Genomic DNA, 10883 nt, shown 5'->3' with positions numbered 1-10883 from the left:
CACCCCACCCACCCTCTTGCTGCTAGCGTGCACTTGCAAGTAGTTTGCAATAAGAGGTCGGAGAGGACCTGGCATGGCCGTCTACACACTTCCCGAACTGCCGTACGACTACTCCGCGCTCGCCCCCGTGATCAGCCCCGAGATCATCGAGCTGCACCACGACAAGCACCACGCGGCGTACGTGAAGGGGGCGAACGACACCCTGGACCAGCTCGCCGAGGCGCGGGACAAGGAGTCGTGGGGGTCGATCAACGGGCTGGAGAAGAACCTCGCCTTCCACCTCTCCGGGCACATCCTGCACAGCATCTACTGGCAGAACATGACGGGCGAGGGCGGCGGTGAGCCCCTCGCCTCGGACGGTGTGGGCGAGCTCGCCGACGCGATCACCGAGTCGTTCGGTTCGTTCGGCGCGTTCAAGGCCCAGCTGACGAAGGCCTCCGCGACGACCCAGGGCTCCGGCTGGGGCGTACTCGCTTACGAGCCGCTCAGTGGCCGTCTGATCGTCGAGCAGATCTACGACCACCAGGGCAACGTCGGCCAGGGTTCGGTGCCGATCCTGGTCTTCGACGCCTGGGAGCACGCCTTCTACCTCCAGTACAAGAACCAGAAGGTCGACTTCATCGACGCCATGTGGCAGGTGGTCAACTGGCAGGACGTGGCCCGTCGTTACGAGGCCGCCAAGTCCCGCGCCGACGTGTTGCTGCTCGCCCCCTGAACCTGCCTCACCCCGCCCCCGAGGGCGGCCCGAAGCGCCCTGCCTCGTGATCGTCTTCTCAACCTTCGCGGGCAGGCGGATGGATGGAGAGCCCCCGCGAGGACGTGACTCGCGGGGGCTCTCCCCGTCTTCGGCGGGGGTTTTCCTCAGCACGGGGGTCCACCGATCGGTGGACGGCAAGTTCAACCGAGTACCTCTGCCGGTCAACTGCCCTGCCCAGCCAGGCTTTTGGGCATGAACTCATTCACTGTGCGCATGGCTCGCTGGAGTGCCCTGCACCCCTGGCGGGCCATCATCGGATGGCTCGTGTTCGTGGTGCTCTGCCTGGGCCTCGGCAGCGCCGTCGGCGTCAACAGCGCGAAGACCGCCGACTACCGGGTCGGCGAGGCCGGCCGGGCCGAAGCCATCGCCGCCGAGGGGCAGTTGGAGCGCAGGTCCATCGAACAGGTGCTGATCTCCGCCCGGCCGGGCGCCCTGGACGAGGCCGGCGCGAAGACCGCCGTCGAGGCCGCCGCGAAGGACCTCACCGCCCGGTTCGAGCGGCTGCCCGAGGTGGAGAGCGTGGCCGAGCCGGTGCTGTCCGGGGACGGCGGGATCCTCCTGGTCGAGGCGGCCCTGAAGGGCGAGGAGCGGGACGCGAAGGACAAGGTCGACGCGCTGGTCGCGCAGACCGGCGCCGTGCAGAAGGCGAACCCCGGCCTGCTCCTGGAGGAGACCGGAAGCCCCTCCATCAGCAAGGGCGTCGACAAGCAGCGCGGCGAGGACCTGGCGCTCTCCGAGGCGATCACCCTCCCCGTCACACTGATCACCCTGCTGATCGTGTTCGGTTCGGTGACCATGGCCGGGGTGCCGCTGCTCCTCGCGCTGTCGTCGATCGCGGCGGCCGTCGGACTCTCGATGGTGGTCTCGCACATCTCCCCGGACACCGGCATCGGCACCAACCTCATCCTGATGATCGGCCTCGCGGTCGGCGTCGACTACACACTCTTCTATCTCAAGCGCGAACGCGAGGAACGGGCCCGCAGCCAGGGGAAGTTGAGCTCCGAGGCGCTGGTTGAGCTGGCCGCGGCGACCTCGGGGCGGGCGGTCGTGGTCTCCGGGCTCGCGGTCGTGGTCTCCACCGCGACGCTGTACCTGGCCTCCGACGTGATCTTCTCCTCGCTGGCCACCGGCACCATCGTGGTCGTCCTGGTGGCGGTGCTCAGCTCCCTGACCGTGCTGCCCGCGCTGCTGGTCAAGCTCGGCAAGCGGGCCGAGCGCAGGGAGCGTCGGCGCGCGGAGCGCGGGAAGCCGGTACGGAACCGGACGCGCGGCGAGAGCGGCGGGCGGGTGTGGGCCGCGCTGCTGCGGCCCGCGAACCGGCATCCGGTGGCCACCCTGTGCGTCTCCGTCCTCGCCCTGCTCGCGCTCGCCGCACCGCTGGCCGGACTGAGGATCACGGAGATGAGCCGGGACACCCACTCCCGCGAGATCCCCGCCATGCAGGTGTACGACCGGCTCAACGAGGCCTTCCCCGAGCGCCGGGTCACCCACGACATCGTCGTACGCGCCGACGCAGGCCGTTCCGCCGAGGTGACCGCCGCCCTGTCGAAGCTGGCCGAACTCGCCCACGCCGACCCGCTGTTCACCGACGCGGAGCGCATCCGCACCTCGGACGACCGCCGCGTCAGCGTCCTCGAACTGAAGGTGCCCCACCTCGGCAACTCCGACGAGGCCTACGACTCACTGGACCATCTGCGGGACGAGTACGTGCCCGCCACCGTCGGCGGTATCGAGGGCGCCGAGTACGGCGTGAGCGGCGATGTCGCCCGCTACAGCGACTATCCGGCGCACCAGAACGGCAAACTGCCCCTGGTTCTCGGCGCGTTGCTCCTGGTGACCTTCGGGATGACCCTGTACGCGTTCCGCTCGGTGGTGCTGGCCCTGCTCGGTGTCGTACTGAACCTGCTCTCCGCGGCGGCGGCGCTGGGGCTGCTCGTCCTTGTCTTCCAGGGCAGTTGGGCCGAGGGTCCGCTCAACTTCGACTCCACCGGGTCGATCGGGTCACGCGTGCCCCTGTTCCTGTTCGTGATCCTCTTCGGGCTGTCGATGGACTACCAGGTGTTCGTGGTGAGCCGGATCAGGGAGGCCGTGCTGGGCGGCGTACCGACGCGGCAGGCCGTGCTCGACGGGATCCGCAGCTCGGCGAGCGTGGTGACCAGCGCGGCGGCGGTGATGACGACGGTCTTCACGAGCTTCGTCTTCCTCCACATCATCGAGATGAAGCAGATCGGGTTCGTGCTCGCGGCGGCCGTGCTGCTCGACGCCTTCGTCATCCGGGTGCTGATCCTGCCGGCGGCGATGCTGCTGCTCGGCGAGGCGAGCTGGTGGCCCTCGCGCGGGGTGCGGCGGCCCGTACGGGAAAACCGGGAGGCCTCCGTGGTGGCGGCGGACGTACGTTGATCCGTATGACCACTTCCGCCGGGCAGGCCACCGATCCCTTCTGGGCCGCGACGATGCGTCGCTGGAACGCGGTGTGCTGGGTGTTGTTCGCCGCGATGGCGGTCGGGCTCGCCGCGATGGACCGGCCCGGCGGAAGCAAGTACTGGGCGCTCGGACTGCTGGGGTTCCTGGTGCTGTGCTACGCGGTGGTCGACCGGTTCCCGTACAACCCCGTGCTGCGTCCGCACACGTATCTGCTGGTGCTGGTCACCGTGCTCGGGGTGTTCGCGTACCTGCGCGGTTCCTTCGGGTCGCTGTTCATGGTGACGCTGCCGCACTTCTGGATGTTCAGCCGTACGCCCCGGGCCTCGCTCCTCTTCCTGGGGCTGGCCACCGGGTCGACACTGACCGGGAGTTGGCTGCGGCTCGGGAACTCTCCGCAGTTCTTCGGGGAGACGCTGGTCCCGGTGGTGATCGTGGTGGCCGTCGGGGTGCTGATCGGTCTGTGGGTGCACTCCGTCGTCGCCCAGAGTCATGAACGGGCCGGGCTGATCGTCGAGTTGGAACAGGCACAGGCCGAGCTGTCCGAGGCGCACCAGCGTCAGGGGGCGGCCGACGAGAGGGAGCGGATGGCACGCGACATCCATGACACGCTCGCACAGGGCTTCGCCTCGATCATCGTGCTCGCGGAGGCGGCACGCGCCGGCCTCGACAGCGAACCGGCCCGCAGCGCACAGCAGTTGCGCTCGATCGAGTCGACGGCACGCGAGAACCTCGCGGAGGCGCGGGAGCTGGTCGGTTCGGCACAGCAGCAGGGGCAGGTGGCCGCGGGTTCGGTGGCGCAGACGCTGCGGCGGACCCTGGACCGGTTCGCGGAGGACACCGGGCTCGCGGTCGACGCGGACCTGGCGGACATCGAGTGCGACCAGCCGACCCGGATCGCGCTGCTGCGCTGCACCCAGGAGTCGCTGGCCAACGTGCGCAAGCACGCGCGGGCGTCCACGGTCGGTGTGGTGCTGGCCCGGCAGCCGTACGGGGTGGAGCTGGAGGTCACGGACGACGGTGCCGGGTTCGTGGTCGGCCGGTCGGCGGGCTTCGGGCTCGACGGGATGCGCAAGCGGCTGGCGGAGCTGGGCGGGGAGCTGACGGTGACGAGTTCGGTGGGCGACGGGACACGGGTCCTGGCGACGATTTCGACGGCCGGAGCGGATGCCCCGGCCCACACGACGACGGTTCCGGGGGACGCGGCGACCCCCGCGGCCGGGCCCGTCGAAGGCGAGGTGACGGCATGACCGGCCGGACGCTGCGGATCGTCGTGGTCGACGATCACACGGTGATGCGGGCGGGTGTCGTGGCCCTGCTGGCCTCCGAGCCGAGCATCGAGATCGTCGGCGAGGCGGGCGACGGCCGGGCGGCGCTCGAACTCGTCGCCGCGCACGAACCCGATGTCGCACTGGTGGATCTGCGGATGCCGGTGCTGGACGGGGTGGCGACGACGACCGAGATCGTGGCGGCCCACCCCCGCACCCGCGTCCTGATCCTCACGACGTACGACACCGACGCGGAGATCGAGCGCGGGGTGGAGGCGGGCGCCATCGGCTATCTACTCAAGGACACCACGCGCGAACAGCTCGTGGACGCGATCCACGCGGCGGCGCGGGGCGAGACGGTCCTCGCCCCGCGGGTGGCCGAGAAACTGGTCGCCCGTATGCGCCGGCCCGCCCAGCCGCCGCTGACCGCCCGCGAGGCCGACGTCCTGAACGCCGTCGCGGACGGTCTCACCAACGCCGAGATCGGCGCCCGTCTGGTCATCGCCGAGGCCACCGTGAAGACCCACCTCCTGCGGCTGTTCGCCAAGCTGGACGTGAACGACCGGACGCGGGCGGTGGTGGTTGCGATGGAGCGCGGACTGCTGCGAAGGGCTTCCGGTACGGGGGGCTCCGGGTGATGGTTACCGGATGCACAAGCGAAGCTGCTTCACCTGCAGGAGCCTTGAAGAAGAGCACCGCTTCCTGGAAGCCCAGGAAGCGGCCTGGCTCAAGAAGGAGACGGGCGAGAAGAACGTGGACGGGTTCATGGTGTGCATGGCGCCCCTGAACGACGAGGGAAAGCAGTGCCGCAACCTGCGGACCTACTTCAAGGAGAAGCCGTTCAGGGAGCCCCTGCGCCTGCCCGAACCGAGCTGAGATGAGCTGAGCTGAGGCTCCCCTTCTGGCCTCCCCAGCCGATCACAGGTTGCTGAAGTCGGGCCCCGCCGTCCGCGTGCGCTTGATCTCGTAGAAGCCCGGTATCGAGGCGACCATCAGCGTGCCGTCCCACAGCTTGCCGGCCTCGTCGCCCTTGGGGGCCGGGGTGACGACCGGGCCGAAGAAGGCGATCTGCTCGCCGTCGGAGCCGGGGACCGCGATCACGGGGGTGCCGACCTCCTGGCCGACCTTGTCTATGCCCTCCTTGTGGGAGGCGCGCAGCTGCGGCTCGTACGGGGTGTCGTCCCAGTGGTCCATGAGGGACTCGGGCAGGCCGACGTCCTTCAGCGCGGCGGCGACGATCTCCTTGCCGGGGCCCTCGCCCTGGTTGTGGATGCGGGTGCCGAGCGCGGTGTAGAGGTCTCCGAGCACCTCGGGGCCGTGCTCCTCCTGGGCCGCGATGACGACCCGGACCGGGCCCCACGCCTTCGTGCTGAGCAGCTCGCGGTACTCCTCGGGCAGCTCGTCCAGCTTCGGCTCGTTGAGGACCGCGAGGCTCATCAGATGCCAGCGGACCTCGATGTCCCGGACCTTCTCCACCTCCAGGACCCATCGCGAGGTCATCCACGCCCAGGGGCAGAGCGGGTCGAACCAGAAGTCGACGGGGGTCTTGCCGGTGGTCTGCGCGGTCTGCTCGGACATGCTTCTCCTCGGTACGGATCTCGATACGGGTCTCAGGGGGTCCTCAGTCGTGTCCTTCAGCCCCAACGCAACCGGTCACCTGTGCCATTCCCGGGTGTCCCGGGTCAGGGGCACATGGCAGGATCGGTGCTGTTCACGCGTACCCGGACGGGTACCCGACGCGTATCCATGACGCCACGAGGGAGTGCCGCCCGTGCCCGGTGAGAATCTGTCCCGCGACGAGGCCCGCGAGCGGGCCGCACTGCTGTCCGTCGAGGGGTACGAGGTGTCCCTGGACCTGCGCTCCGCGGTGGGCGGGACGGACGCCGGGCCGCGCACCTTCCGCTCGGTGACGACGATCCGCTTCCGCAGCGCCGAGCCCGGTGCCGCGACCTTCGCGGACCTGATCGCCCCGAGCGTCACGGCGGTCTCGCTGAACGGCAGGGACCTAGACCCGGGCGCGGTCTTCGACGGTACGCGCATCCTCCTGGAGGATCTCGCCGAGGACAACGAGCTCGTGGTCGACGCCCAGTGCGCCTACAGCCGCACCGGCGAGGGCATGCACCGCTTCGTCGACCCGGAGGACGGCGAGGTCTACCTCTACACGCAGTACGAGCCGGCCGACTCCCGCCGTGTCTTCGCGAACTTCGAGCAGCCGGACCTCAAGGCGCCCTTCCGGTTCGAGGTGCGGGCCCCCGAGGGCTGGGTGGTGTGGAGCAACGGTGTCGGTGAACTCGCCGACGGCGTCTGGAAGTTCGCCGAGACCAAGCCCATCTCGACGTACATCACGGCGTTCGTCGCGGGCCCGTACCACTATGTGACGGACTCCTACGAGCGTGTCTTCGAGGACGGTACGCGGCTGGAGATCCCGCTCGGCGCGATGTGCCGCAAGGGCCTGGCCCGGCACTTCGACTCGGACGACGTCTTCCTCGTCACCAAGCAGGGGCTCGACTTCTTCCACGACAACTTCGACTATCCGTACCCGTTCGGGAAGTACGACCAGGCGTTCGTGCCGGAGTACAACCTCGGCGCGATGGAGAACCCGGGGCTCGTCACCTTCCGCGAGGAGTTCATCTTCCGCGGCAGGGTGACGCGGGCGTCGTACGAGCGCCGGGCGAACGTGATCCTGCACGAGATGGCCCACATGTGGTTCGGCGACCTGGTGACCATGGTGTGGTGGGACGACCTGTGGCTGAAGGAGTCCTTCGCGGACTTCATGGGCACGTTCTCGATGGTCGAGGCGACCCGCTTCACGAACGGCTGGATCACGTTCGCCAACAACCGCAAGTCCTGGGCGTACCGCGCCGACCAGCTGCCCTCCACGCACCCGATCACGGCCGACATCCGTGACCTGGAGGACGCCAAGCTCAACTTCGACGGCATCACGTACGCCAAGGGGGCTTCCGTCCTCAAGCAGTTGGTGGCGTATGTCGGGCGGGACGCGTTCCTGGAGGGTGCCCGCCGCTACTTCAAGCGGCACGCGTACGGGAACACGCAGCTCGGTGATCTGCTGTCGGTCCTGGAGGAGACCAGCGGGCGCGACATGGCCACCTGGTCGCGGTCCTGGCTGCAGACCGCCGGGGTCAACTCCCTTACTCCGCAGGTGATTCTGAGCGCGGAGGGGCGCGTCACCGAGCTGGCGATCCTCCAGGAGGCGGCCGAGTCGCATCCCGAACTGCGGCCGCACCGGGTGGCGGTGGGCCTGTACCGACGCTCTCCCGAGGGCGCGGTGGAGCGGTACGCGCGCGCCGAGGTCGACGTCGAGGGTCCGCGCACGATCGTCGGGGAGCTGGTGGGTACGGAGGCTCCCGACCTGGTGCTCGTGAACGACGACGACCTGACGTACTGCAAGATCCGGTTCGACGAGGGCTCGTTGGCGGCCCTGCGGGACGGGCTCGGCGACATCACCGACCCGCTGGCCCGCGCCCTGTGCTGGTCCGCGCTGTGGAACCTGACCCGCGACGCGCTCATGCCCGCCCGGGACTTCGTCGACCTGGTCCTGCGCTTCGCGGGCCGCGAGACCGACATCGGTGTGCTGCAGATGCTGCACGCGTGGGCGAACTCCGCGCTCACCCACTACGCGGCGCCCGAGTGGCGGGAGGAGGGCGGACGGCTCCTCGCCGAGGGCGCGCTGCGCGAGCTGCGGCTGACCGAGCCCGGCAGCCAGCACCAGCTGACGTGGGCGCGGTTCTTCGCGGCGGTCGCGTCCGGCGAGGCCGATCTCCAGTTGCTTCAGGGCCTGTTGGAGGGTACGGCGAAGATCGACGGCCTTGAGGTGGACCAGGAGCTGCGCTGGGCGTTCCTGGAGCCGCTCGCCGCGCACGGGGTCGCGGACGAGGGTGTCATCGCGGCCGAGCTGGCGCGGGACGACACGGCTTCGGGCAAGCGGCATCAGGTGCGGTGCCTGGCCGCGCGGCCCTCCGCCGCGGTCAAGGCGCAGGCGTGGGCGTCCGTCGTCGAGTCGGACTCGCTGTCCAACGCGCTGGTCGAGGCGACGATCGCGGGCTTCGCCCAGTCGTCGCACCGGGAGCTGACCGCTCCGTACGCGTCGAAGTACTTCGAGGTGATCGAGCGGGTGTGGGGTGAGCGGTCGATCCAGATCGGGATGGATGTGGTGAGGGGGTTGTTCCCTTCGCTGCAGGATCCTCGGGGGACCTTGGAGGCGGCGGATGCGTGGCTTGCCGCCCATGGGGCGGCTGCGCCTGCGTTGAGGAGGTTGGTGTTGGAGGCTCGGGATGATCTGGCGCGGGCCCTGCGGGGGCAGGCGTGTGACGGTGCGGGTGCCGTCGGCGAATGATGGGGGCGGTTCGTTGTCTGGTGCGGGTAAGTGGGGGCTGGCCGCGCAGTTCCCCGCGCCCCTAAAAGCCACAAGACTGCGCCGTTCCCCGCGCCCCTAACGGGGCTGGTGGCTCACGGGGTTGACTTTCGGCCCGTCCATAACAGTTACGGAATGCGGGTAATCGGTGCCGTGACCCCCGTACGGACCAGGGGGTTTCGGCAGTCGAACGCTTGCACTTTAGGGCGAGCTTGTCCGGTTTTGTCGACGGGCGTGTAACAGCGGTTAGCAGGGGGATCAAGGGCGGGAAATCCTCGGGTCATGAACCACAACACCCCGCTCTCCCCCCGGCCCCTCCGCCACCTGTCCGATGTTCAGCTCCGTGTCCTGACCACCGCCCAGTTGCGCTCGCAGGGTGTGAGCCCCGCCGACATCAACGCGCAGTGCAGGCCGGGCGGCACCTGGCAGCAGCTCCTGCCGGGCGTGTACCTGCTCCGCCCGGGGCCGGCCACCAGCGAGGAGCGGCTGCACGCGGTTCTCCTGTACGCGGCCCGCTCCCCCGCCGCCGAACCGGCGGTGCCCGCCCAGCCCGGCGCGGGCGAGCCGCACGCCCCGCAGCGGTACACCGACGCGATGATCACCGGCCTGGCGGCGCTGGCCCTGCACCGCTTCTCGTCGGCGCCCCCGCTTCTCTCGCTGGACCGCATCGACGTCCTCGTCCCGCGTCTGCGCCGGCTTCGCTCGACGGGCTGCGTCCGTATCGTCCGTACGCCGGGCATGCCGGAGCCCCAGCAGATCACCGGCATCCCGGTGGCCCCCGTCCCGCGCGCCCTGGCCGACGCGGTCGCCGACCTCGCGGACGCGGGTGTCGTACGTCGGCTGCTGACCGAGGCCGTGCGCGGCGGACACTGTGAACCGGCCGCCGTGGTCAAGGAGTTGACGCAGGCGCGGCTGCTGAGCCGCCCGCATGTCGTGGACGCCGTCGACTCGCTGCTCGCCGAGGGGCGGGCCATCGCGGAGGACCGCCTCTACCGCATGGTCCACGAGCACGGTCTGCCCGACCCGGTCTGGAACGTGGACCTCCGCCTGCCCGGCGGCCCGCACCTGGGCGGTCTCGACGCGTACTGGCCCGACCACGCCGTCGCCCTCGAACTCGACACGCGCGCCCCTCGCCAGGACGAGGACGCCATGTGGTCCGAGTACGCCCGCAAGCGCGAGCACCTGGAGCGGCTCGGCATCACGGTCGTCCACATCACCCCGAAGAAGCTGCGGGACTCGATGGAACAGCAGGCAACGGTCGTACGTACGGCCCTGATGGCTTCAGCGGATCGCGACCCGGCCGCGTATGTAGTGGTGCTGCCCCGTTAGTGACGGACCGGGGCGGCGTCTGGAGGGGAGTGAAGGGGCGGGTCCCCCGGGAGACCGGGGGTCCGCCCCTTCACGCGCGGTCCGGGGCGGCGGCCTCCAGCTCGGCGATGTTGCCCGACATGATCGTCCGTACGTGCCCGGTGATGTGCTCGGCGGGCCAGTCCCACCAGGCCACCGCGAGGAGCCGGTCGATCTCGTCGTCGCTGAAGCGGGTGCGGATGAGCCGGGCCGGGTTGCCGCCGACGATGCCGTAGTCGGGCACGTCCGTGGTGACCACGGCTCCGGCGCCGATGATCGCGCCGTGTCCGATCCGCACCCCGGGCATCACCGTCGTGCCGTGGCCGAACCAGACGTCGTTGCCGACGACCGTGTCACCCCTGTTCGGCAGACCGGTGAGCAGGTCGAAGTGCTCGGCCCAGGAACCGCCCATGGTCGGGAACGGGAACGTCGAGGGACCGTCCATCCGGTGGTTGGCACCGTTCATGATGAACCGCACCCCCGTGCCCAGCGCGCAGAACTTCCCGATGACCAGCTTCTCCGGCCCGTAGTGGTAGAGGACGTTGCGCGTCTCGAACGCGGTCGGGTCGTCCGGGTCGTCGTAGTAGGAGTACTCCCCCACCTCGATCAACGGAGACTTCACCAACGGCCTGAGCAGCACCACCCGCGGCTGCTCGGGCATCGGATGGAGCACCGTGGGGTCGGCGGGCACTGGCATGTCGAGCGGCTCCTTGGGCGT

The 10883-nt window shown here is 69.8% G+C and carries 9 protein-coding genes; 7 read left to right on the top strand and 2 right to left on the bottom strand.

Going from position 1 to position 10883, the window contains the following annotated elements; genetic code table 11:
* The first annotated feature begins 73 nt into the window (after positions 1 to 73).
* The 5 genes from AOK17_RS08255 (at position 74) to AOK17_RS08235 (ending at position 5322) form a co-directional block, all read left to right on the top strand.
* Positions 74 to 715 carry a superoxide dismutase gene (locus tag AOK17_RS08255; RefSeq protein WP_055611679.1) on the top strand — a complete coding sequence of 214 codons (642 nt, stop codon included), beginning with the start codon at positions 74 to 76 and terminating at the stop codon, positions 713 to 715.
* A 234-nt stretch (positions 716 to 949) separates the two neighbouring features.
* On the top strand, positions 950 to 3157 hold the full coding sequence (locus tag AOK17_RS08250; RefSeq protein ID WP_055611678.1) for an MMPL family transporter: 2208 nt from the start codon (positions 950 to 952) through the stop codon (positions 3155 to 3157).
* 5 nt (positions 3158 to 3162) lie between these two features.
* Complete coding sequence (locus AOK17_RS08245) at positions 3163 to 4428, top strand: sensor histidine kinase (RefSeq protein WP_055611677.1); 1266 nt, start codon at positions 3163 to 3165, stop codon at positions 4426 to 4428.
* Positions 4425 to 5084 (top strand): response regulator, encoded by a 660-nt coding sequence (locus AOK17_RS08240; protein ID WP_055611676.1) that lies wholly within the window; start codon positions 4425 to 4427, stop codon positions 5082 to 5084. The genes AOK17_RS08245 and AOK17_RS08240 overlap by 4 nt, the downstream gene beginning before the upstream one ends.
* A gap of 10 nt (positions 5085 to 5094) precedes the next feature.
* Positions 5095 to 5322, top strand: coding sequence for a hypothetical protein (locus tag AOK17_RS08235; RefSeq protein ID WP_055611675.1), 228 nt, complete (start codon positions 5095 to 5097; stop codon positions 5320 to 5322).
* A 42-nt stretch (positions 5323 to 5364) separates the two neighbouring features.
* Here AOK17_RS08235 and AOK17_RS08230 read toward each other — a convergent pair whose 3' ends face one another.
* Positions 5365 to 6024: a mycothiol-dependent nitroreductase Rv2466c family protein gene (locus tag AOK17_RS08230; protein WP_055611674.1), complete on the bottom strand. Its 660-nt coding sequence runs from the start codon at positions 6022 to 6024 to the stop codon at positions 5365 to 5367.
* A gap of 193 nt (positions 6025 to 6217) precedes the next feature.
* On the opposite strand from AOK17_RS08230, the gene pepN reads away from it, so the two are divergent.
* Positions 6218 to 8800, top strand: a complete 2583-nt coding sequence (gene pepN / locus AOK17_RS08225) for an aminopeptidase N (protein ID WP_055611673.1) — start codon at positions 6218 to 6220, stop codon at positions 8798 to 8800.
* Between the two features lie 300 nt (positions 8801 to 9100).
* Positions 9101 to 10147: a hypothetical protein gene (locus tag AOK17_RS08220; protein WP_055611672.1), complete on the top strand. Its 1047-nt coding sequence runs from the start codon at positions 9101 to 9103 to the stop codon at positions 10145 to 10147.
* A 70-nt stretch (positions 10148 to 10217) separates the two neighbouring features.
* Here the strand turns inward: AOK17_RS08220 and AOK17_RS08215 are convergent, their stop codons facing one another.
* Positions 10218 to 10862, bottom strand: coding sequence for a CatB-related O-acetyltransferase (locus AOK17_RS08215; protein WP_055611671.1), 645 nt, complete (start codon positions 10860 to 10862; stop codon positions 10218 to 10220).
* Positions 10863 to 10883: the final 21 nt, after the last annotated feature.

It is taken from the genome of Streptomyces phaeochromogenes (assembly GCF_001418655.1).
Lineage (GTDB): Bacteria > Actinomycetota > Actinomycetes > Streptomycetales > Streptomycetaceae > Streptomyces > Streptomyces phaeochromogenes.
This window is presented reverse-complemented; position numbering and strand designations above follow the sequence as displayed.

Excerpts from the sequence above, each read along its gene's own strand:
- AOK17_RS08235 (WP_055611675.1), top strand. The coding sequence starts at position 5,095 with ATGCACAAGCGAAGCTGCTTCACCTGCAGGAGCCTTGAAGAAGAGCAC.
- AOK17_RS08220 (WP_055611672.1), top strand. The coding sequence starts at position 9,101 with ATGAACCACAACACCCCGCTCTCCCCCCGGCCCCTCCGCCACCTGTCC.
- AOK17_RS08240 (WP_055611676.1), top strand. The coding sequence starts at position 4,425 with ATGACCGGCCGGACGCTGCGGATCGTCGTGGTCGACGATCACACGGTG.
- AOK17_RS08250 (WP_055611678.1), top strand. The coding sequence starts at position 950 with ATGAACTCATTCACTGTGCGCATGGCTCGCTGGAGTGCCCTGCACCCC.
- AOK17_RS08215 (WP_055611671.1), bottom strand. The coding sequence starts at position 10,862 with ATGCCAGTGCCCGCCGACCCCACGGTGCTCCATCCGATGCCCGAGCAG.
- AOK17_RS08255 (WP_055611679.1), top strand. The coding sequence starts at position 74 with ATGGCCGTCTACACACTTCCCGAACTGCCGTACGACTACTCCGCGCTC.
- AOK17_RS08245 (WP_055611677.1), top strand. The coding sequence starts at position 3,163 with ATGACCACTTCCGCCGGGCAGGCCACCGATCCCTTCTGGGCCGCGACG.
- AOK17_RS08230 (WP_055611674.1), bottom strand. The coding sequence starts at position 6,024 with ATGTCCGAGCAGACCGCGCAGACCACCGGCAAGACCCCCGTCGACTTC.